This window comes from Thermosynechococcus sp. Uc (genome assembly GCF_029335995.1).
GTDB lineage: Bacteria > Cyanobacteriota > Cyanobacteriia > Thermosynechococcales > Thermosynechococcaceae > Thermosynechococcus.
Genome location: NZ_JARJMS020000051.1, coordinates 23,545 through 45,317, shown reverse-complemented (window position 1 = coordinate 45,317; position 21,773 = coordinate 23,545). Strand labels below are relative to the sequence as shown.

22 protein-coding genes and 1 tRNA gene are annotated in these 21,773 nt (G+C 53.0%); 6 read left to right on the top strand and 17 right to left on the bottom strand.

The window, feature by feature from the left end; all coding sequences use genetic code 11:
- Positions 1-401, top strand: a 401-nt coding sequence (locus P3X23_RS06030) for an ABC transporter substrate-binding protein (RefSeq protein ID WP_300874196.1), incomplete at its 5' end; no start/stop codon positions are given.
- On the opposite strand, the gene P3X23_RS06025 is transcribed toward P3X23_RS06030, so the two are convergent.
- On the bottom strand, positions 398-1,678 hold the full coding sequence (locus tag P3X23_RS06025) for a CCA tRNA nucleotidyltransferase (RefSeq protein ID WP_300874193.1): 1,281 nt from the start codon (positions 1,676-1,678) through the stop codon (positions 398-400). The two genes, P3X23_RS06030 and P3X23_RS06025, sit on opposite strands and share 4 nt — an antisense overlap.
- On the bottom strand, positions 1,678-2,997 hold the full coding sequence (locus tag P3X23_RS06020; RefSeq protein ID WP_300874191.1) for a pentapeptide repeat-containing protein: 1,320 nt from the start codon (positions 2,995-2,997) through the stop codon (positions 1,678-1,680). The genes P3X23_RS06025 and P3X23_RS06020 overlap by 1 nt, the downstream gene beginning before the upstream one ends.
- A 95-nt stretch (positions 2,998-3,092) precedes the next feature.
- Between P3X23_RS06020 and P3X23_RS06015 the strand changes: the two genes are divergently transcribed.
- Entirely contained in the window at positions 3,093-3,365 is a 273-nt protein-coding gene (locus P3X23_RS06015) for a YciI family protein (RefSeq protein WP_300874189.1), read from the top strand.
- Here the strand turns inward: P3X23_RS06015 and P3X23_RS06010 are convergent.
- The 3 genes from P3X23_RS06010 to P3X23_RS06000 all read right to left on the bottom strand — a co-directional run bounded on the left by P3X23_RS06010 (position 3,362) and on the right by P3X23_RS06000 (position 6,925).
- The gene (locus P3X23_RS06010; protein ID WP_300874187.1) at positions 3,362-4,567 is read right to left on the bottom strand and encodes an argininosuccinate synthase; all 1,206 of its coding nucleotides are present in this window, start codon (positions 4,565-4,567) and stop codon (positions 3,362-3,364) included. The genes P3X23_RS06015 and P3X23_RS06010 overlap by 4 nt on opposite strands.
- 91 nt (positions 4,568-4,658) lie before the next feature.
- On the bottom strand, positions 4,659-5,651 hold the full coding sequence (locus P3X23_RS06005; protein ID WP_300874185.1) for a 2-hydroxyacid dehydrogenase: 993 nt from the start codon (positions 5,649-5,651) through the stop codon (positions 4,659-4,661).
- 119 nt (positions 5,652-5,770) lie between these two features.
- Positions 5,771-6,925: a DegT/DnrJ/EryC1/StrS family aminotransferase gene (locus P3X23_RS06000; protein ID WP_367186537.1), complete on the bottom strand. Its 1,155-nt coding sequence runs from the start codon at positions 6,923-6,925 to the stop codon at positions 5,771-5,773.
- A gap of 120 nt (positions 6,926-7,045) precedes the next feature.
- Between P3X23_RS06000 and P3X23_RS05995 the strand changes: the two genes are divergently transcribed.
- Positions 7,046-8,395 (top strand): pentapeptide repeat-containing protein, encoded by a 1,350-nt coding sequence (locus P3X23_RS05995; protein WP_300874199.1) that lies wholly within the window; start codon positions 7,046-7,048, stop codon positions 8,393-8,395.
- A gap of 2 nt (positions 8,396-8,397) precedes the next feature.
- Here P3X23_RS05995 and malQ read toward each other — a convergent pair whose 3' ends face one another.
- The 7 genes from malQ to P3X23_RS05960 form a co-directional block, all read right to left on the bottom strand.
- Positions 8,398-9,948: a 4-alpha-glucanotransferase gene (gene malQ, locus P3X23_RS05990; protein ID WP_300874181.1), complete on the bottom strand. Its 1,551-nt coding sequence runs from the start codon at positions 9,946-9,948 to the stop codon at positions 8,398-8,400.
- Positions 9,949-9,972: 24 nt separating this feature from the next.
- Entirely contained in the window at positions 9,973-10,305 is a 333-nt protein-coding gene (locus P3X23_RS05985) for a DUF3007 family protein (RefSeq protein WP_300874179.1), read from the bottom strand.
- Positions 10,306-10,310: 5 nt separating this feature from the next.
- On the bottom strand, positions 10,311-10,541 hold the full coding sequence (ndhL, locus tag P3X23_RS05980) for a photosynthetic/respiratory NAD(P)H-quinone oxidoreductase subunit L (protein WP_300874177.1): 231 nt from the start codon (positions 10,539-10,541) through the stop codon (positions 10,311-10,313).
- Positions 10,542-10,571: 30 nt separating this feature from the next.
- Positions 10,572-11,285, bottom strand: coding sequence for a photosynthetic/respiratory NAD(P)H-quinone oxidoreductase subunit K (ndhK, locus tag P3X23_RS05975; RefSeq protein ID WP_300874175.1), 714 nt, complete (start codon positions 11,283-11,285; stop codon positions 10,572-10,574).
- Between the two features lie 110 nt (positions 11,286-11,395).
- A complete protein-coding gene (locus P3X23_RS05970; protein ID WP_300874173.1) occupies positions 11,396-12,331 on the bottom strand; it encodes an isoaspartyl peptidase/L-asparaginase in 936 nt (311 codons plus the stop codon).
- Positions 12,332-12,400: 69 nt separating this feature from the next.
- Positions 12,401-13,552, bottom strand: coding sequence for a methyl-accepting chemotaxis protein (locus tag P3X23_RS05965; RefSeq protein ID WP_300874170.1), 1,152 nt, complete (start codon positions 13,550-13,552; stop codon positions 12,401-12,403).
- A 240-nt stretch (positions 13,553-13,792) separates the two neighbouring features.
- A complete protein-coding gene (locus tag P3X23_RS05960) occupies positions 13,793-15,292 on the bottom strand; it encodes a cryptochrome/photolyase family protein (RefSeq protein WP_300874167.1) in 1,500 nt (499 codons plus the stop codon).
- A 104-nt stretch (positions 15,293-15,396) separates the two neighbouring features.
- Here P3X23_RS05960 and trpC point away from each other — a divergent pair, with 104 nt between their 5' ends.
- Complete coding sequence (gene trpC / locus P3X23_RS05955; RefSeq protein WP_300874164.1) at positions 15,397-16,320, top strand: indole-3-glycerol phosphate synthase TrpC; 924 nt, start codon at positions 15,397-15,399, stop codon at positions 16,318-16,320.
- Positions 16,321-16,322: 2 nt separating this feature from the next.
- Positions 16,323-17,030: an HAD family phosphatase gene (locus tag P3X23_RS05950; protein WP_300874162.1), complete on the top strand. Its 708-nt coding sequence runs from the start codon at positions 16,323-16,325 to the stop codon at positions 17,028-17,030.
- On the opposite strand, the gene P3X23_RS05945 is transcribed toward P3X23_RS05950, so the two are convergent.
- Genes P3X23_RS05945 through P3X23_RS05935 form a run of 3 tightly spaced genes read right to left on the bottom strand, consistent with a single transcriptional unit; the run spans position 17,027 to position 19,890 of the window.
- Entirely contained in the window at positions 17,027-18,427 is a 1,401-nt protein-coding gene (locus tag P3X23_RS05945) for an NAD(P)(+) transhydrogenase (Re/Si-specific) subunit beta (RefSeq protein WP_300874159.1), read from the bottom strand. The genes P3X23_RS05950 and P3X23_RS05945 overlap by 4 nt on opposite strands.
- Positions 18,428-18,432: 5 nt before the next feature.
- Complete coding sequence (locus tag P3X23_RS05940; RefSeq protein ID WP_300874157.1) at positions 18,433-18,711, bottom strand: NAD(P) transhydrogenase subunit alpha; 279 nt, start codon at positions 18,709-18,711, stop codon at positions 18,433-18,435.
- 24 nt (positions 18,712-18,735) lie between these two features.
- Positions 18,736-19,890 (bottom strand): Re/Si-specific NAD(P)(+) transhydrogenase subunit alpha, encoded by a 1,155-nt coding sequence (locus P3X23_RS05935; protein WP_300874154.1) that lies wholly within the window; start codon positions 19,888-19,890, stop codon positions 18,736-18,738.
- Between the two features lie 311 nt (positions 19,891-20,201).
- Here P3X23_RS05935 and P3X23_RS05930 point away from each other — a divergent pair.
- Positions 20,202-20,274 (top strand) — tRNA-Val (locus P3X23_RS05930).
- 16 nt (positions 20,275-20,290) lie between these two features.
- Here the strand turns inward: P3X23_RS05930 and P3X23_RS05925 are convergent.
- Positions 20,291-20,989 carry an OB-fold-containig protein gene (locus P3X23_RS05925; RefSeq protein ID WP_300874151.1) on the bottom strand — a complete coding sequence of 233 codons (699 nt, stop codon included), beginning with the start codon at positions 20,987-20,989 and terminating at the stop codon, positions 20,291-20,293.
- Positions 20,990-21,002: 13 nt separating this feature from the next.
- On the bottom strand, positions 21,003-21,740 hold the full coding sequence (locus tag P3X23_RS05920; RefSeq protein ID WP_300874149.1) for a TIGR03943 family protein: 738 nt from the start codon (positions 21,738-21,740) through the stop codon (positions 21,003-21,005).
- Between the last annotated feature and the right edge of the window lie 33 nt (positions 21,741-21,773).

The following is a 21,773-nucleotide window of genomic DNA, read 5'->3' as shown; positions in this document are numbered from 1 at the left end:
ACTTACAACCACTGATGCTAGGGAGTACGCAATTGGCAGTGGGTTGGTCAACGGATGTGCTGCCGCTGCTGAAGCAGGATCCGCAAACCTATGCCGCAATATTCCCTGCCAGTGGGACAGCGCTGTGGGCGGATTTGTGGGTCTGTGGCCAAGAACCGGATCCCGCAGCCTTGGATTGGTTAAACTACTGGTGGCAGCCAGAGGTGGCTGAGCAACTTAGTCAATTTAGTGATGCTCCCTCCCCTTTGCTGGGCAATCTAACGGATACTCTCTTTCACCGCTATATTCCCCTTGCTGCTCCCGCCGCTTTTGCCCAAAGTGAGGTATTGCTGCCCCTCGATGCGGCAACCCAAAAGACCTATGACATCCTTTGGCAAGAGATTTTTTTGACGAGATCCTAACGCTGCCCTGGTTGCGCTGAAGAATTTAGAAGCTGTGCCACATAGGCTAAGGCTTGGGGGCGATCGCCAATTTCTCCCCGCGCTTGCGCTGCTTCCACCGCTCGTAACAATTCACCCACACGCGGTCCTGGCAAGACATGAAACTGTTCCACTAGGTCAGCGCCCCGCAGCAATTGGGGGGGATAGGCAACGGGGTCACTGGGGTCTAACCAAGCTTTCACCAGCGGTGCCAGATGGTTCTTGGGCACGCCGCGGCTAAGAGCAAGGGCAACAAAGGCTGGAAAATAGCTCCCTGCGGTTCGGAATAGATAAAAAGCTTGCTCACGGTTGAGGGGCTGTTTGAGGGGGACTAGCCATTGGGCGAGCAGGCGGCACAGGACTTGTACAATGCGAATTTCATCGGTGGTGTAGGTGAGGGCGGTCAGTTCCGCGGCAGCTTGGCGATCGCTGGCATTGACAAGGCAGGTGAGTTTGGCCAAAGTCGCTAGGGTGCGCCGCTGGGGTTCACCGGGGGCAGTGGTTGCCGCAATGGATTTCGTCAGCGCCGGCCAAAGAGCAGGGAAGGGGAAATTTGCCAGGGTGGACTCAAGGGCATGGTAGTGGGTAATCCGCTCCTCGGTTACCGCAGGCAACCACACCGGCAATACCCCATCGCGAAAGGCAAGGGTTACATGGGCTGCACCTTCAACGGCACTAAGGAGGTAACTGAGTTCTACCCGTACCCGTTCAGCCGCCACTTGCCGCAGTTGGGGAGCAAGGCTTTGGATGACCTGCCGTGTTTCCGGCGTAATCGTGAATTGGAGTTGGGCAGCTTGGCGATAGGCGCGCAGGAGTCGCAGGGGATCAGCAGCCAGATTTTCGGGCGCCACATAGTGAATTTGGCGGCGTTGTAAATCCAACAGACCACCGAGGGGATCGACAATGTGGTGGTGGTGAATGTCATAGGCAATAGCATTGAGGCGAAAATCGCGATCGCTCAAATCCGTTAGCAGCGTTTCTCCGTGTCGCTGGGCAATATCCACAGTTGCATTGGCAAAGACTAGGCGGGCAATCTGCCGCTCTCGATCCAACACCACTAAGCCAGCCCTGTACTTATCCGCCAGCTTTTTCGTCAGGGCGATCGCCTCCGCCGGCACAATAAAATCCAAGTCGGGGTACAACGTTGTTCGACCGAGGAGGGCATCCCGCACTGCTCCGCCCACAAGGTATGTATCGGCAGGTAAATCACTGACGGCAATCGGCCAGCGACTAAAATCAAAGGGTTGAATGACGACCATTAGAGCTGGTTAAGATCGATCGCCTGACCGCCAAAGGTAACTGTCAAATTTTCGCCCCGTACATAGAGAGGTCCTGCTGCCGTCTGAACTATTAAGCAATTATTTTCAAATTTTAGGAGTCCGTTCCACAGAGGTGCTGTGGCAGTTGGCACTTGGGTCGTGGTTGGGGGGGATGCAGACTGGAGACTTTCTAGCCAAATGAGTGATGCATCCGCAGCATAGTGGCGATCGCCCGCAGCGGTTTTGATAATCACACCGCCACTGGCCGCGGGTGAAAAAGCAATATCGCGAATGGGTTGCCAACCCTTGTCCACCAATAGCTGTAGCTGGCTTGACTCTTGCCCTGTGGTTGTGGATTTCAGAAGAAGCCACCAAGTTTTCCAAAGTTGTCGTGCAGTTCCGAAACGAACTTCACTACCCGCAGGAATCGCCATTTGTTCGTACTGCCATGCGGGTACAGGCTCACGAATGTATTGCGTCGGCAAAAAGGAATGGGCTTGGAGCACACTGGCCACCAAATCCGCAAAGGGAGCTTCTGAAAAAACAGTTACAGTTTCCTCTGCAACACTCGCCCCCTCCACCATCGCAACCACGGTTTCATTTGCCGTTCGCAGTTGATAGCAATGATTGCCAAGATGAACCACCTTTAAGTCAGCACTTTGACAGGAGGAGGGGAAAGGATGTTGTTGCAAAATTAGCTTTTCAATGACTTGCTCGTTGGTCCACTCCAGAACTGTGGTTTCAGTGGCGGTTGCCATTGCCGCTGTGCACTCCCCTGTCGAAGCCACAGGAATCTCTTCTAGGTTCTCTGCGTCGAGGACCACCTCACCGTTGGGCAGGGTTGCCCCTGACAGTTTAGCTTCCTCTAGATCGCGACGGCGAGCGATCGCTCCCCTTAAATCCGCTTCCGAGAGATCTGCTCCTACTACATTGATTTCGTTCAGGTTACTGTCACGGAGGACAGCTCCTTTAAGGATAGCGCCACTGAGCACAGCCCGCTGTAGATTCGCTCGCGAGAGATACGCACCCACTAAGATAGCGCCACTGAGCAGCGCCTCTTGCAAGTTGGCATCCGTAAGATTAGCACCGCTCAAATCGGCACCAATTAGGTTTGCTCCCTGCAGATTGGCATTGGCAAGATTTGCCTTGATTAGATCTGCACCGCTCCAATTAATCCCCTGAAGGTTAGCGCCCGCAAGATCCACATGGCTGAGTTGCACTAAAGGAAACACACTGCCCGCCAAATTGACTCCACGGAAATTCCGCACCCCACGGGCAAATTGACTCAACAAAGTTTCAAGGGTAATGGCTTTGCTCATAGCTGCTCGCAATCAAGGCACAACAAAAAAGTGACGAGGGCACAGTGCTATAGCTATTCTAGGTGTTGATTCAAATCCGCAGGAGCCAAACACCCATGCCATGGTTTGTCAAAATTGAACGCGGCATTGTGGATAAGGCAACCTTTGATCAATATGTCCCCGCCCATCGCGCCTATGTCCGCTCCCTGATTGCTGCAGGGCATCAAGCCCGCACGGGATACTGGGCTGAGCGCGGGGGTGGCATGTTGCTGTTTCAGGCGGATTCCCGCAAGGCGGCCGAGGAAATTGTTGCCCGCGATCCCCTCGTTCAATACCAATGCGTCCATTACGAACTCCACGAGTGGTGTATTGTTGAAGCACCCGATTAGCCTTGGCGCAGTTTTTCTGCCCAGACACGGGTGGGTAGCCCCCACACGTAGATAAAGCCCTCAGCCGCCTTGTGATCAAACTGATCCTCAGCGCCATAGGTCGCTAAATCGGGGCTATAGAGAGAGTAGGGGGATTGCCGCCCCACCACCTGTGCGGTTCCCTTAAAGAGCTTGACGCGCACTGTACCGGTGACGCGTTTTTGAGTTTGTTGAATAAAAGCATCAAGGGCTTCCTTGAGAGGGCTGTACCAGAGGCCGTTATAGACCAAGCGGCTATAGGTCTCTTCAATCCCCCGCTTGTACTGGGTAACATCGGCAGTCAGGGTCAAACTCTCCAAATCGCGATGAGCGTCAATGAGCACCAAAAGCGCAGGGGCTTCGTATATTTCTCGGGATTTAATGCCCACAAGGCGATTTTCGATCATGTCAATCCGACCAAATCCATGGCGCCCCACCCGCTCATTGAGTTCACTGACCAAGGTTACAGGATCAAGGGAGCGACCATCGAGGCTGACGGGAGTGCCTGCTTCAAAGCCAATATCCACATACTCCGGGGAGTTGGGCGTGTTTTCAATAGCTTGGGTCATCAAATAGATTTCCTGCGGGGGTTCAATCCACGGATCCTCAAGGGAACCTGCCTCAATACTGCGTCCCAAAAGATTGCGGTCAATGCTGTAGGGGGAAGATTTTTTCACCGGGGCGGGAATGCCAAAGCGTTCACCGTAGGCAATGGTTTCTTCACGGCTCATGCCCCATTCACGAGCGGGTGCCAAGACCTTGAGGTTGGGATTTAGGGCCGCAATCGCCACGTCAAAGCGGACTTGATCATTGCCTTTCCCTGTACAGCCGTGGGCAACTGCGTCAGCACCATACTCGGCAGCAGCATTCACCAGAAGCTTGGCAATCAAGGGGCGAGCAAGCGCCGTCGAAAGGGGATAGCGATTTTCGTAAAGGGCGTTGGCCTGAATCGCCGGAAAAGCGTAGTCACGGATGAACTCAGCTTTGGCATCGACCACCAACGCCGCACTGGCACCTGCGTCAAGGGCTTTTTGCCGCATCGGTTCCAGTTCATCCCCCTGTCCCAAATCAGCGGCAAGGGTAATGACTTCCTTAACTCCCCATTCGTGTTTGAGATAGGGAATACACACGGAAGTATCTACCCCGCCCGAATAGGCCAAAATGACTTTTTCTGCACGCCCCATAATCTTTTCCTGAAATAAACGCAATCGCTACTATAGCGGATCTGTTTGCCAGAAACGTTATGGGGATAGCCATTCAGCCTACGCCCTGAGCTTACTTGACTTCGTTCAGTAGAGACAGACCTTGCTCAAAACAGGTCAAATTTTCAATTGTGGTACGGGCAATGTCAGTGAGGGCATTGCGGGTAAAAAAGGCTTGGTGAGCAGTAATGACCACATTGGGGAAAGATTGCAGGAGTTGGAAGGTATCATCTTGAATAATTTTGTCTGAGAGATCTTGAAAAAAGAGGGAGCCTTCCTCTTCATAGACATCAATTCCTAAATAACCAATTTGGCCACTTTTAATGCCCTCAATCACAGCTTTAGTGTCCACCAGTTTGCCGCGACTGGTATTGATTAGCATTACCCCCTTTTTCATTTGCGCAATTGTGGTGGCATTGATTAGATGTTCATTTTCAGGAACAAGGGGACAGTGGAGCGTGATAATGTCGGATGCCGCTAGCAGCGTTTCTAGGGTTGTGTAGGCACCCACTGCACTAAAGATTTCATTGGGGTAGGGATCATAGCCGTACACGTGGCAGCCAAAACCATGCATAATCTGGCCAACAATGTTGCCAATTTTACCGGTGCCAATAATACCGACAGTACACCCATAGAGGTCAAACCCCATCAGTCCCTCTAGGGAAAAATTGTCATCCCGCACGCGGTTGTAGGCACGGTGGAGTTTACGATTCAACATCAGGATTAGCCCCACAGTATGCTCCGCCACAGAATAGGGAGAATAGGTGCTGACGCGGGTAACCTTGATTCCCAAGCTGGCCGCTGTGGCTAAATCCACATTGTTAAAGCCAGTGCAGCGCAAGGTGACCAGACGCACCCCCAATTCCGCCAGCCGTTTTAGGGTCTCTGCTCCAAGATCATCATTGACAAACCCACAGACAGCCTCATGCCCCTTGGCAAGAGCCACGGTTTTAGGCTGCAAGCGCGCATCGTAGTAGCTTAGGTAATGGGGATAGCCTTGGGCGGCATTGGCGGCATTCAAAAACTCGCGATCGTAGGATTTGGCACTGAAAACAGCAACCTTCATGGCATCGTTCTCCGAACCCTAAACAACATGACCGCTCTTTTCCTAGAGGGGCTGTAGCTAGCTTAGCGAGTGGGACTTTAAGGATTTGTTAAGGCAAGACAACACCTTGGGAATTCTTTCTACAGCCGCTGAAAAAACCGGCGAATGGTTGCCGCAATATGCTCAATGGTGGCATCACTCAATTCAGGCCAAATGGGCAGGCTGAGAACCTCGCCGGCTAGGCGATCGCTCACTGGGTTCGGTGGAGATTGCCCCCTATACATTGGACAGTGATCTTGGGGAATTGGGTAGTAAATCATTGAACTAATGCCAGCTGCCTTCAAATAAGCCGCAAGCGCATCCCGCTGGCCATTGAGGACCCGAATCGTATATTGATGAAACACATGTCCCGGCGAGACGACCGGGGTTACCACCCGCTCAAGGCCGGCCAAGGCTTGGTTATAAGTTTGCGCTACCCGCCGTCGTTCTTGATTCCAGCGCTCAATATGGGGTAGTTTCACCCGCAAAATGGCTGCCTGAAGGCTGTCTAGGCGAGAGTTGTAGCCAATCATCTCATGGTGGTAGCGTTGTCGGGAACCGTGCACCCGCAGCATTCGCGATCGCTCGGCTAAATCATCATCGTTGGTGGTAATCAACCCCCCATCACCATAGGCACCCAAGTTTTTTGTCGGAAAGAAGGAAAAGGCACCCATGTTCCCGATCGCCCCTGTAAATTGATTCGCTAAGGTCTCTTGAGTTGCCCTTGTACATTGACAATTTTCACAGGGGGGGCAATAGCGGGCACCAAAGGACTGGGCACAATCTTCTAGAATGGCTAACCCATGGGCTTGAGCAACTTCAACAATGGCTCCCATAGCCGCCGGTCGTCCAAATAAATGCACAGGTAAAACGGCCTTAGTGCGGGGCGTAATTGCTGCCTCAATCTTTGCCGGATCCAGGTTAAAAGAGTCCGCTTCTACATCCACAAACACAGGGCGAGCACCTACCAAACTCACTGCCTCTGCGGTAGCAAAAAACGAAAATGGGGTAGTGATGACCTCATCTCCAGCCCCCACCCCCAAACTACGCAGGGAAATTACCAGTGCATCTGTGCCCGAGTTGACCGCCACCGCATGGCGCACCCCCAAATAGGCAGCCACCTCTTCCTCAAAGGCTTGTACCTCCGGTCCTAGAATAAACTGACCCGATGCCAATACACGGGCAACTGCGCGATCAATATCTGCTTGCAGGGATTGATATTGGGCTTTCAGATCCAGAATGGGAATAATGTCCATTGATCGCCATGCCAGCATCGAGCGCAAGTCTTTTATCATCCTCTCATGGCCTTAGCGAATTAAGCTAGTCTTAGAGTGTAAAGCCGTCCTCAAGGGCGGGGTTTCAGACCCATTTTTTTGATGAATCCCCAAGAGTTGTTAAAACGCTATGCCAGCGGTGAACGGGACTTCAATCGTGCCAGTTTGACAAATGGTGAGTTTATCAACGCGGATTTACGGGGGATTATTCTCTCCCGTGCCGACATGGAGTGGGTCAACCTGAGCGGAGCAAATCTCAGCGGTGCGGTGCTCTGTGGCGCAGAAATTGTCAATGCCATGCTCATCAAAGCAGAACTGGTGGACGCCAACCTTGCTGGGGCAAACTTGAGCCGCAGTGATCTCAGTTGGGCGAACCTGACGCGAGCGAATCTCAGCCGCGCTGAACTCAGTGAAACTACACTGCGGGGAACGGTGCTGCAGGGGGCAAACCTCTCCCGTGTGGATTTGGCCAATGCGGATCTACGGGGATTGACGCTCGACGGCGTTAACCTTTCGGGAGCAAATTTACAGAGCGCCAATTTGCATGGTACGCATCTAAAACAGGCGAACCTGACCCGTGTGGATTTGATTCAGGCCGATGTCAGCAATGCCAATCTCAGTGGCGCTAACCTCAGCGGTGCAAACCTGAGTGGTGCAAATTTAACGGCGGCGAATCTCACGGGGGCCAATCTTAGCCGCGTTGATCTCACAGAAGTCAAACTCAGTGAAGCCAACCTTGCCAAGGCCAACCTTGTCGGTGCCGAACTGGCAAGGGCAGATCTGTCCTCCCTAGAGTTATCGGAGGTCACCCTCAGCGGTGCCAATCTCAGTGGCGCGAACCTAAGTCATACCAACCTTAGCCGTGCAGATCTCAGTGGAGCAAATTTACGGGGCGCCAACCTCAGCCATGCCAAACTGGTGGGCACCAATCTGCGGGGCGCCAATCTCCAAGGGGCAAATTTGCAGGGGGCATTGCTGGACAATGCGGATTTGAGTCAAACGGATCTACGCAGTGCCAATCTTAGTGGCCTAGTCTTTAATGGGGTAAAGCTGCGGGGCGCTAATCTCAGCGGTGCCAACCTCCGCCAAGTGGAGTTAGCGGAAGCTAACTTCAGCCGTGCCGATCTCGTGGAGGCAAATCTCAGCCGTGCCCGCTTGGTGGGAGCCAACCTGAGCCGCGCTACCCTCTCAGAAGCGAATCTTAGCCGTGCCACCCTCAGTGGAGCCACCCTCAGCCGCGCCACCTTTAGTGGCAGCTTACTGGCAACGGTGGATCTCAGTGGTGTTAACTTAAGTGGAGCAGACCTAGGGGATGCCAACCTCTCAGGCTCTAACCTGTCACGGGCGGATTTGACCCGGGTGAACCTGACCGCTGCGGATATGAGCGGTGCGAACCTCAGTGAAGTGGACTTACGGGGCACGATTATGCCCGATGGTCGGCGGCGAGCTTAGGGCTACTCCCCAGTGCCGAGGGATTCCGCCTCGGTTTCCACAGGCCGGGGTCGCGGTGGCGCTTGACGGCCAAAGAGATGCACCAGATGCCGCAAACGAGCTGCGAGTTCAGGTGTGAGTTGATCAGCAGTTAGCCGCCATGCCCAGTTGCCTTCGCTAGTACCGGGGAAATTCATGCGGGCATGACTATCGAGGCCAAGCAAATCTTGAACAGGAATAATGGCTTGGTTAGCAACGGTGCCTAAGGCCATACGAATCAACGCCCAGTGGGGTTCGCTGGGGGTATAGCCCAAATAGTCAATCAGTCGCTGCCGTTCCCAGTCACTCAGATTGCGATACCAACCCACAGTCGTGTCATTATCGTGGGTGCCTGTGTACACCACACAGTTGCGCTCTTGATTAAAGGGCAAGAAGGGGTTGTCTGAGCCACCCCCAAAGGCAAATTGGAGGATTTTCATCCCTGGAAATTGAAACTGATCTCGCAGGGCAATGACATCGGGGGTAATCTCCCCTAAATCCTCGGCTAAAATTGGCAATCGTCCTAGGGCAGCTTGTAGCGCTTCAAAGAAGGCGGCACCGGGTCCTGGTTGCCACTTGCCATTGACGGCTGTTTCCTCCCCTTCGGGCACTTGCCAGTAGCTTTGAAAGCCGCGAAAGTGATCAACACGGATAATGTCCATGTAGGAAAGTAGAGCACGGAAGCGCTCAATCCACCAAGAGTAGCCATCAGCAGCAAGGGCTTTCCAGTTGTAAATGGGGTTGCCCCACAGTTGACCCGTGGCACTAAAGTAATCGGGGGGCACACCGGCCATGAGGGCGGCAGCGCCGGTTTCGGGATTGAGTTCAAAAAATTGGGGAAAAGCCCAAACATCGGCACTGTCGTGGGCAACGTAGATGGGAATATCCCCGATAATTTGAATCCCCTGTTGATTGGCAGATGCCTTGAGGGCATGCCACTGCTGGTAAAAGAGAAATTGCTGAAACTCGTACTCAAAAATGCGTTCTTTAAGAACGACTTGCATAGCGGCAAGGGCGGTTGGCTGACGATGCCGCAAAGGGGCGGGCCATTCATACCACGGCTGTCCCTCGTGGTGATCTTTAAGTGCCATAAAGAGGGCATAGGTCGGCAGCCAGTAGTGGGCAAGGTCTTGAAACTCACGGAAGGCCTGCCAGTCTTCTGGGGTGGCTTGGCGCTGGAAACGTTGAGCCGCAAGGCGTAGTAGGGGCAGTTTTTGGCTAATGACGGCCTCGAAATCAACGCGATCGCCATTCTCAAGGGCGAGTTCTGCCAAGTCGGCCTCCGTTAGCCAGCCCGCTTTCACTAGTTCATCAAGGCTGATCAGCAGTGGGTTGCCGGCCATGGCGGAGTAGCACATGTAGGGGGAATTGCCAAAACCCGTCGGTCCTAAGGGCAATACTTGCCAATATTGCTGATCACTGGCAACCAAAAATTCGAGGAACTCACGAGCTGCCGCCCCCAAGTCGCCAATGCCGTGACCCCCAGGCAGGGACGTGGGATGAAGTAGTAAACCACAGGAGCGGGGAAAGTGCATTATCCAGCCATAGGGAAACTAGGGCTAATTATCCCCTAATTTAGGATCGGCAATCTCCTTTGATTCCGCCAAAATTTCCGCTTCAAGGGCGGCAAGTTCCTCTGGAGACATCCGTGCAAGGCGATCGCTAATCAGCGCCTCCTCATAGTCTTTAAGTTGTTGATGGTAGGTCATCCGTCCCGTAAAAACTCGCAGTAGATATGTGGAGACCCATCCGAGCAGCCCTAAAACCAAAATCGCTTGGCTCCAAATTCCCGCTTGCAGCGGCTCAATCCCCACAGCTCGTAGCAGGCCATAGACCAAGCCGCCCGTCAAGAAAATACCAATACCAATCCAGAGAACATCAATGCGGCGCATAACCCCTAGGAATTGAGGGAGCGTGGTTGGGGGCGGAAGTTAATAAAAGGCGCTAAAAGCAGCAGTCCCGGAAAAAAGAAAGTAACGAGAAAGTACATAAACGCCCGCTCAAAGGAACTGGCCACATACCAGCGGGCATTCAAATAGACATAGACGATTGCTGGCGCCACCAGCAGATACAGCCCTGCTAAAGCTACATAAGCACCCAGTGCCAAAAGTTCTGTTGAAACTGCCATGACTGCTCCCTCTTGCTAAGAATGATTCAATTACTCTGAAACAGTGCTAGTTTCGCTTACCGGTTCCCCAAGGGCAGGAACTGCCATTCCCATGGCTGCAGCAAGGGCAGGGGGCGGGGCTTGGCGAGTGGGGGCATTGAGATATTGCCCTGTAAGGATGGGGGGCACGGGCTTCATTTTGTGCTTGGCAGTAAAGAGACGCTGGGTTTGGGCAAGATTGCCGCGCTCATTAATATGCTCGTTGGCAATTTTCTTGCGCAGCTTGATGATTGCATCCATGATCGCCTCTGGACGGGGCGGACAGCCGGGCAAATACACATCCACAGGAATCAGCTTGTCCACACCGCGAACGGCGGAATAGGAGTCGGAGCTAAACATTCCCCCCGTAATTGTGCAAGCCCCCATGGCAATCACGTACTTGGGATTGGGCATTTGCTCGTAAAGACGTACTAAGGCGGGTGCCATCTTCATGGTGATGGTACCAGAGGTGATGATCAAATCCGCCTGACGGGGGCTATTGCGGGGCACCAAGCCAAAGCGGTCGAAGTCAAAGCGCGAGCCAATCATGGCGGCAAACTCAATAAAGCAACAGGCGGTGCCATACATGAGGGGCCAGAGGCTCGATAGCCGCGCCCAGTCATAGACATCGTTGAGGGAAGTGAGGATGATGTTTTCAGCAAGTTCTTGGGGAACTTCAGGACGAGCAATTGGATTGAGGATGGCAGGCGAGGTCGGATTGGTCATAGGGTTCCCTCAAGGGACATCGGCCAAATGTAAAAACACTTAAAATTATAGGCGTTTGCCCCTATAGATGCACTCAATGCCATTGCACGAGCAATAAAAAAATTTGACATTTAAGATAAAGGATTTCGACTGCCCACCTGTAGTCCCGCTGGCAATTCCAAGGTATCGCCAATGGCTGTACCATCCCAGTAGGCGGCAAGGAGGACATCACAGGTTTTGCCCCAAGCGATCGCCCCCTGCCGATCGAGGCCAATGGCACCAAAATCCCGTTGCCGAGTCGCCGCTTCCCGAAAAGATTTTTCAAAGGCTGCCTCTAGGGGCAGGCCGTCGGTTACTCGCACCACAATCCGCGCGGCCAGCGCTTCGTCGAGAATATCTTCCCCAATGCCTGTACAACTGACCGCTGCTAAGCTGTTGGCATAAGTGCCGGCTGGGGTTGCGGAATCACTCACGCGACCAATGCGCTCAAAGCCTTTGCCACCAGTGGAAGTCCCCACGGCCAAGTGTCCCTGTTGATCTAAAACCACCACACCAATCGTGCCCCGCCTTGCCTCTTCGGCCACTACCCCAGCCATGGATTTTGGGAAATTGCCCTTGCGTTCCTCTAGCCACTCGTAAAGTCGCTGATCTGTGAGGGGTTGGTACACAGGAAGCTGCAATTCACGAGCTAATTCCGCTGCCCCCACATCGGAGAGAATGCGATCTGGACACTGTTGCAACCAATGGGCAAGCTCAATGGGATTTTTTACCCGTGAGACATTGATGACACCACTGAGACGCTGTTGCGACCCATCCATGAGCGACGCACTCATGCGAATCTGACCATCAGATTGCAGCACAGAACCTGTTCCTGCGTTAAAGCGAGGGTCATCCTCTAAGAGCCGACACCCCAGAACCACTGCTTCAATGGCCGTTGCTCCTTGTTTAAGAGATTGAACCACCTGGGCAACAATTGTATGCAGGGATTGGCGGATGGGAATAAGACTACCTTTGTCCTGGAGCGAACTGCCGGCGCCGCCGTGGAGAATAACAGTGGGTTGGGGCATCCTCAATCCTATAAATTAAGGGTCTTCTAGCCCCAAGATACCCTGTGGGGATGGCCTAAATCCACGGCTTTAGGCAACGGCTGACGCTGGCATCTCCTCATACTCTGTGGTGATTTCTTCAGCATTCAGAAGCACTTGCAGTTCTTGGATGGCTTTCTGCGTATCTTCCACTTGATTGAGGAGCGATCGCGCGATTTTTTCACCAGAGGCGGTGGATTGTACCACTTCGCGGATGTGATGGCGAAAATGATTGGCCATTTCCTCCACTTGCTGGTTAGCAAAAACCACTTGGTTGGCCAGTTTGTTAATGGCTTCACTAATAAAGTCAAACCCCGCCATCTGCTGGCCACTACGACTGGCAATTAGGCCTGCTTGTACCGCAAGGTGTTTCACCTGACGGGTAATCTCCGCAATTTGATGGGTGGCTTGGTCAATAATTTCCACATCTTTCTTCAGGCGTTCGCTGAGGCGATAGACGTCCGCTGTATGCTGCGTAATTTGGTTGACGCCGATAAAGGTTTCTTGAAAGGCTTTTTGTCCCCGTTGCGAGAGCACTTGGCTAATGGAGATAAACCGCTGGTTGAGTTGAGCAATTCGCTCTGCTTGCTCGCGGACAGAGCGCTCCTGCCGCTCTAGGATTTCGTTCATCTGTTGGGTGCGCATTAGCTCACTTTCAAGACGCTTAGCGTAGTCTTGGTTACGCTCTTTTTCCACCTTTAACTTCTCAAGAAGTTGCTGGGTGTGCAGGTGCTGCTGCTGAATGAAGAGATTTTTCTTGCTCAGCACCTGAGCTTGGGCAATTAGGATTACCCGCATATCCACCAGTACGAGTTGCTTGCCTTTACGCACCACCACGGGTTCATAAACAAAGGCTGGAGGCCGACTTAAGGCCTGTTCTACAGCTTCTTCGACGGGAGTGCGTGCCATCAGGACAAGGGGAGGGACTTTGGGCGCAGCAACTTCTGGAATCAACTTAATTGGGCGCGGCAAGTAGAGATCCCGGCCAAACTGTTGACTCATCCGTTCAAAAAACTTGACTTTAGAGATCATGCCGATGACGCGATCGCCGGCCACCACCAGCACCCCGGGCAGCTCAGGGTGACGTTGAAATTCATCCGCTACTTGTTCAGAGATGGTTTCAGGGGAAACTTGATAAGAAAAATAGGGCAAATCAGCCAATGTAGCGGTTGCGGACAGTTGAGCATTGACTGTCTCATTCATTTTGATGATCCCCCAGAAGAAGTATTGAATTGTTTTGGGAAAACTTTGCTTTCGTTTTACCTCACTCAAATTATCTCGACCTAAGAGTAGGAGGAAATTATTTTTTGGTTATCTTTTGGTTAAGTTTTCTTGGCAACAGCGACAAAATGTCTGAAATTTTCAGAGAATGACAAGCTCCGTAGCCTTGGTTGAGATTTAAGAAATGGGTGTTATCTGGGATACAGTTTTTATTTGTTCGGTCTATGAATTTGCGGCATACCACCGCTCGACCTGCTGTTGAATTGCTGCTACTTCTGCGGGGCTAAATTTATCAATATTTTTGAGAATTGCACTCATACGTTTTTGACAATTAAGAACTGGGCGGTGGCGTGCAAGAAAGTGCCAATAGAAAAAATTAAAAGGACAGGCGCGATCGCCCACCCGTTGCTTTGGATCATAGACACACCCTTGGCAATAATTGCTCATGCGCTGAATGTAATTGGCCGAGGCGGCGTAGGGCTTAGAAGCCAGCAGCCCACCATCGGCAAACAACCCCATTCCTAAAACATTTGTTTGCATGACCCAATCGTAGGCATCAATAAAGACACTGTGAAACCAAGTTTCCACCTCTTGGGGACACAGACCAGCAATGAGGGCAAAGTTGGCAAGAATCATCAGCCGTTGGATGTGGTGGGCATAGCCAGTGCGCTCAATTTGCTCTAGAACGTGGCGCAGACAGTTCATAGGGGTGCGATCGCTCTGCCAAAAGAAAGCTGGCAGGGGTTGCCAATGCTGAAAGAAGTTGTGCTGAACATACTCGGCACCAAAGAAGTGATAGAGACCATACATATACTCCCGCCAGCCGAGAATTTGGCGAATAAATCCCTCAACGCTATTCAGGGGGAGTTGCCGTTCGCGGTAGGCAGCTAAAGCAGCACTGATCACCTCCTGTGGCTGCAGGAGGCCTAAGTTCAAATAGGGGGAGAGTAAACTATGCCAAAGGGTCTCCTGCCCCATAACCATGGCGTCTTGGTAAGGGCCAAACTGGGGCAAGCGGTATTCAATAAAGTTTTCCAGCGCCTGCAGGGCTTGCGTGCGAGTAACTCCCCAGTAAAAGGGTTCAATGTGGCCGTAGGTGTCAAAGTTCCCTTGGCGCACCGTCTCAATTACTTCTTGCGTGATTTGATCGGGAGAAAAGTGCAGGGGCGGTGGTGGTTTGAGGTGAGTAGGCGGTGGTTGGCGATTTTCGGCATCGTAGTTCCATTTGCCCCCTACTGGCGTTTTAGCATCCATGAGAATTTGAAACCGCTGGCGACCCGCCCGGTAGAAATACTCCAAGACCAACGTTTTGCGACCTGTGGCCCACTGCTGAAACTCTGCTTCTGACCAGAGGAAGTGATTGTTGGGCAACAACTTGATGGCACAGGGCAGGTCAAGGCTGGCAATCTGATCCCGAAAGGGGCGATCGCTGGGCTGCATGATCCTCAGCTCATGGATTTGCTGCGCTTCAACCCACCGCCGCAGTGGGGTGGCAAAGTCGGCGGCGATCGCGTAGGTCACTGGCCAACCGGCCGCTTCAAGTTCTTGGGCAAAGTGGCGCATCGCCGACCAGACGAGCACCAGTTTTTGGGCGTGGTAGCGGCGCTGTTTCGCCCACCCTTGGGACTCGATGAGGATGACGGGCACAGGGCTTGGACAGCTTTGCAGGGCTGCTTGCCCCTGCCACAGTTGATCGCCTAAAACCCAAACGCCAATGGCCATCTTGACTCCCATTGTGTAAATAAAGACTGCAGGGAGGATAGTTTGCTACAGTCAATGTGGTTTATCTTAGTGTTCAACTGTTGCCATTGCATACGAAATTGATCATGCAAATTCGCCGGCGTCCCCCCAATCCTGTTGTGACGGTTCACAATCTCCACTACCAAGTAGCGGTGGCCGATGATACCCCCCGCCATATCCTTGAAAAAATCGTTTGGCACAAGGAACAGGAGGTAGAGCAACTGCGGGAAGTGCTGCCCTTGCCGGATTTGCAACGTCAAGTGCTCGATGCGCCACCTGTGCGTTCCTTTTTCGCCGCGCTGCAAAACCCCATCACCCAGCCGGCGCTGATTGCTGAGGTCAAGAAAGCTTCTCCTAGCAAAGGAATTATCCGCCCCAATTTTGATCCAGTGGCGATCGCCCAAGCCTATGTTGCCGCTGGCGCAACCTGTTTGTCTGTCCTGACGGACAGTGAATTTTTTCAAGGAAGTTTTGAGTACCTCGCCCAAATTCGCCAAGTGGTGGAGGTGCCACTCCTGTGCAAGGATTTTATCATCTACCCCTACCAGATGTTTCTAGCAAGACTGCGGGGCGCCGATGCAGTGCTCCTGATTGCCGCCATTCTCTCGGATCGCGATTTGCGCTATTTCCTGCGCATTGCCCAAGGCTTGGGACTGACGGCACTGGTGGAAGTACACACTGCCGAGGAAATGGAGCGGGTTTTAGGCCTTGAAGAGGTGCGCCTAGTGGGCATCAACAATCGCAATCTGACAGACTTTAGTGTTGATCTAGCCACTACTGAAAAGCTGTTGGCTAGCTATGGGGCGCAGTTGCGCGATCGCAACATCCTTGTGGTCAGTGAATCCGGTATTCATCAGCGCGCCGATGTGGAACGAGTCACGCAAGCGGGCGCCGCAGCCATTTTAGTGGGAGAATCCCTAATGCGCCCCCCTGTGGAAATGGCGCACCTGAGTGAGGCCGAGCAACTACAAAAGCAAATTCAGCAGTTATTTCCAGAGTTAGCGCGTTAGGTATGCCCCTGAAGGCAGTCTTGTTGGATTTCAATGGCGTGATCCTTGACGATGAGGCGATCCATGCTGCCCTCGTTGAGGAGATTCTACTGCAGGAGAATGTGCGCCCGCAGCGGGGAGAATATGATCTTTTTTGTTTAGGGCGAAGCGATCGCGCCTGCTTAGACAACCTCCTCAGTCGCCGCGGCCGGGCTGTTACCCCAGCCTACTTGGATAAACTGGTGGCCAAAAAGGCAGCCGCCTACCGGGCACGCTTGGCTAGTATCGAACCGTTTCCCTTCTTTGAGGGAGCGATCGCCCTGCTGGAGAAACTCCGTGCTGCGCAATTAAAAATTGCCATTGTCACTGGTGCCCTGCGCTCCGATGTCGAGTTGGCTCTTGAACGGGGAAACTTCACGGTGGACTGTATTATCAGTGCCGAGAGTGTGGAACGGGGTAAACCCTACCCTGACCCCTATCTCCGTGCAATTGAAGCCTTGCAAGCCCTAGGGGGTAATCTTACGGCTATTGATTGTCTAGCGATTGAGGACACCCTAGTGGGGATTCAATCTGCCCGTGAAGCCGGTGTCAAAGTTTTAGGGGTAGCGCATACCTATCCCTTGCACATGCTCCAGCGTCGCTGCCATTGGGTTCTCGATCGCCTTGATCAATTTGACTTTGAGGAAATTGCGCCGCTGTTTGACCGCAGTATGGCTGCCAGGTGCTCCTAGAGGTGTTTGACCTCAGTAATGAGTTGATTGAGCACTTCCTTGGCATTGCCAAAGAGCATCAGGGTTTTGTCTTTGTAGAACAACTCATTGTCAATGCCGGCAAAGCCCGGATTGAGGCTGCGCTTAATCACAATTGTGTGCCGTGCCCGATCCACATCGAGAATGGGCATCCCATAGACGGGGCTACTGGGGTTGGTACGGGCAGCGGGATTCACCACATCGTTAGCGCCAATCACCAGCGCCACATCCACATTCTCAAACTCTGGATTGATCTCCTCTATGTCCTTGAGTTGGGGATAGGGGACGTTGGCTTCCGCAAGCAGCACATTCATGTGTCCCGGCATGCGACCCGCAACGGGGTGAATGGCGTATTTAACATCGACACCCAGTCGCTCCAGTTGATCCGCCAGCTCCTTGACGCTGTGCTGCGCTTGAGCCACCGCCATCCCATAGCCCGGCACAATGACAACCGACTTGGCGTAGCCGAGCATCATGGCACTTTCTTCAGGATCAATTGTGTGTACCGACTTTGCCGTAGCGTGGGCAGTCACCTCCGCGTTGCCAGTGGTTGCACGACCAAAGCCACTGAAGAGGACATTGGCTAAAGAGCGATTCATGGCTTTACACATGATCTGCGTCAAGATGAGCCCCGAAGCCCCCACCAAGGCACCAGCAATAATCAGCATACTGTTGCTCACAATAAAGCCAGCGGCACTGGCGGCCAGCCCAGAAAGGGAGTTCAAAAGGGAAATAACTACGGGCATATCGGCGCCGCCAATGGGCAGGACAAAGAGTACCCCCAAACTAGTGGCGATCGCCACCAAGCCCCAGAAAATCGGCAACTGACTTGGGTCTAACCAAACCAGCCCACTGGCAATCCCAAAGGCCACCAGCAAGCCGAGGTTAACCGCCTGCTGCATCGGGAAAATGATTGGTGTCCCCGAAATCAGTCCCTGAAGTTTACCAAAAGCAACAAGGCTACCGCTAAGGGTAATGCCACCAATCAGCACCCCCAAAATAATTGTGACCAGCGTACTGGGGGTCAGCGGCTCACCCACGGCCACGATGCGGCAAAATTCACCAATGCTCACCAAGGCAGAGGCGCCCCCCCCTAAGCCATTGAGTAACCCCACCATCTGGGGCATGGCCGTCATTTCCACTTTGTAAGCAGCAATTGCGCCAATGACACTGCCGAGGCCAATGGCCGCTAGGATGCCCGTATAACTAGCAATCTGACGATCCAGGAGTGTGACCACAATCGCTATTAACATCCCCAAGGCGGCAAGGCGATTTCCTTGACGTGCCGTAGCCGGAGACCCCAATTTTTTCAAACCGAGGATAAAGAGCGCCGCAGCGCCCAAATAGCTCAATTCTTCAATGCGTGTTAGCCAATCCATGGTGCCTACCGCTTAAACATCTGCAACATCCGATCCGTGACCAAAAAACCGCCCACCACATTAATCGTGGCCAGCACCGTTGCCATCAATCCCAAGACCACCGTTAGGGTTGTGTGCCCACTGCCTGCCAAGAGCAGCGCCCCAATCACCGCAATGCCAGAGATGGCATTGGAGCCAGACATGAGGGGGGTATGCAATGTGGGCGGGACTTTATGAATCACCTCAAAGCCAACGAAACTGGCCAGTACAAAAATAATCAAACCGACAAGAATGGGATCTGTCATAGAACCAACCCTCTAGGGAAATTTCTAAACCGTTGCGGCCAAGGTTTGCCCAGGATGCAGCAGTTGCAGTACCCGTGGGTTGCGTACCTGTCCTTGATGGGTGACACAAGCGGCATCAATGATGTCATCGCCAAAGTTCAACACCAATTCCCCCTTGGGGGCAAGGTACTTTAGGAGTGTTGAAATGTTTTTGGCATACATTTGACTGGCATGCACCGCCATTGTCGAGGGCAGGTTGATTGGGCCAATAATGGTGACCCGCTGATGACAAATGGAGCGCCCCGGTTCTGTGCAGGCGCAGTTGCCCCCCTGCTCAGCGGCTAAATCGACAATGACTGAACCGGGTTTCATACTGGCCACCATGCGTTCGGTCACCAAAAGAGGGGCCGGCTTGCCGGGAATTTGGGCAGTGGTAATGACCACGTCGGCACTGTGGACATGGCTGGCGATCGCCTCTTGGGTTTTGTGCTTTGCCACTTCAGACACCTCTTTGGCATAGCCACCGGCAGCAACGGTATCCTCCTCAAGGTTGACTTCCACAAATTTGGCACCGAGGCTTTGCACTTCTTCCTTGACCGCCGGACGAATGTCAAAGGCTTCAACCACAGCCCCCAAACGCCGGGCGGTGGCGATCGCCTGCAGGCCAGCCACCCCTGCACCAATGACAAATACCTTGGCCGGGGGAATTGTACCCGCCGCCGTCGTCAGCATCGGAAAAAAGCGGGGCAAATGGGATGCCGCCAATAACACCGCTGCATAGCCTGCTACCGCCGCTTGGGAGGAGAGGGCATCCATACTCTGGGCACGACTCGTGCGCGGAATACACTCGAGGGCAAAGGCGGTAATCTGTCGCTCTGCTAAGTGCTGCATTTGCCATGGATTCCCTAGGGGATTGAGAAAACTCATTAGCGTTGTACCGGGGCGAATCCACTCCACTTCGCGATCGCGTAGTGGGCCAACTTTGAGCAGCACATCCACACCGCCCCAGACCTCTTCAATGGAGTGACCGATTGCCGCACCGGCAGCACGGTAGTCATCATCGCTGAAGTGCGCCATATCTCCTGCGCCTGACTCCACGCAGAGGTGATACCCCTGCTGCACCAGCTTGGCAACAATTTCGGGAATCAGGGCGACCCGTTGTTCACCCACTTCGCGTTCCTTAACGACCCCAACTTTCATAGGCACTCTTGGATAGGGTTTGCAGTCTTTACAGAACAATTCTTTTGGTGTACTCATCAGGGCATTTTTTATAACAGCCCGACACCGTTACAACACATTGACACACTGTCCTGTACTGATCCTCAACCTACTGCGATCTCCTTAGGAATGCGAGGAAATGTCAGCATTTGGTGGGTGTTCTCCACAAGTCTTATGATCCCCAGCAACGTTTGTAACAAATGTTGACACTGTCACTGAGTACTCTTACTTAATTCCCCCTTTTCCTTCTTGTCTAAGTTCTGGACTTTGCTATGATAAGTAATCTAAAGTCTGGGCGGTTAACTCAGTTGGTAGAGTATCTCGTTTACACCGAGGCTGTCGGGGGTTCGAGTCCCTCACCGCCCATGGAAAAATCAATACCTCAAGTGTCTTTGCCCTCGTTGATCTGAGATTGCCGCTGCTGGCGTAACCATGTCGCTTCGTCCAAGCTATCTTTGGCCACGACAACATACTCGTTCTCCTGACGATCAATAATTAAAATTTCCTGACCGTGCTGCGGGGTGATCGTTGCCCAAGCAGGCAAAACGGCGGGCAGAATGAGGCGATTGCGATTGGCATCCAAAACACTGATTTGACCAATACCTGTCCCACTGTGGGGAATATGGGCAGAACTGACATGGCCACTACAACCTAAGAGGCGATCGCGACTGGTATCTTCGCTAAACTGCGCAAAAATCTGTCCCAAAGGCCGCGAACACAGACCCCCCGTTATGAGCGCCAACAGCAGTGCGGCAATTGCAATCACCCCAGACCCCATCACCCCTGGCCAACTGCCCCTGAGCAGGTAAAAGAGGACATTAAAGAACCAGCCCAGTACGCCCAAAAGGCTAAAGTCCAAGGCAAGCAAAAGAATGAGCGGTGCTCTTCCCACCCCTAGCCAGTGCAAAATCGTCAGAAATGAGATGCCCTCCTCCAAATCGACTTCTACTTCCAAGGGATCGGTATTCCCCTCTAACTCGACCTCTTCATTGCCCACATCGCCAAAGATCACGGTCAAAAAGAGCAAGACCCCCATACCCAAGACAATCCAGTAGGGAATGTGAATCAAGTGAAAGAGCATTGCCTTAGTAGCCTTAGTACATGAAGGGATTTGCAGGTTCAGGAATCGGCGTTATTGTCTCAGCAACTAGTACCAATTGGCGGCGGTCGTTGAGGATTTCTGTGGCCATCCGACCTTCTACGCGAAACCAGTGATCTTGGGGATAGGCTTGGCGCGATCGCCCTAATTTCACCGGCAGTCCGACGGGATAGGCATCCGCTGCACAACAGGTAATGACAAAGCGGGTAAGGGTGAGATAGGTCTGCGGCAGTTGGGGGCTATGGACAGCAAATCCCTCAATGCGAGCGGGTAACCCCCTATAGGCATCGGGTTCGGGATAGACATCGAGGGTGCGAATCCAGTCAATGAGCGTGCGCTCCTCAGGCCGTTGATTGAGACGAAAGGCCACTGGACTATTGCGCGTCACCGTTAAGCCATCCTCCAGACCGCGATGAATCGCGGTGGCACTATTGAAAGGACGGGGTGTCATCAGCAACCCCACCACTGCTGCGAAAATTAGGAGACTGAGGGTACAGCGGGCCGGTAAGAGGGTAACATGCTGCACAAGCGTCACTTGCCCCCGCCACAACCGCCACCCTTGCCACCCACTTACAGCAACTAAAAGAAAACCAGTGGCGATCGCTAGTCCAAAGTAGTTGGGGTGAATCAGTAACCCCAGTCGCCCCTGCAACCAATATTGAAGAAACAGAATTCCCCAAAGGAGAAGTGAAACAAGGGTCCACCCCTCCCGCTGGAGCCAGCGACGGCGCACCCTTTTGTGTTGGTTACGCGGGGAATAACGATT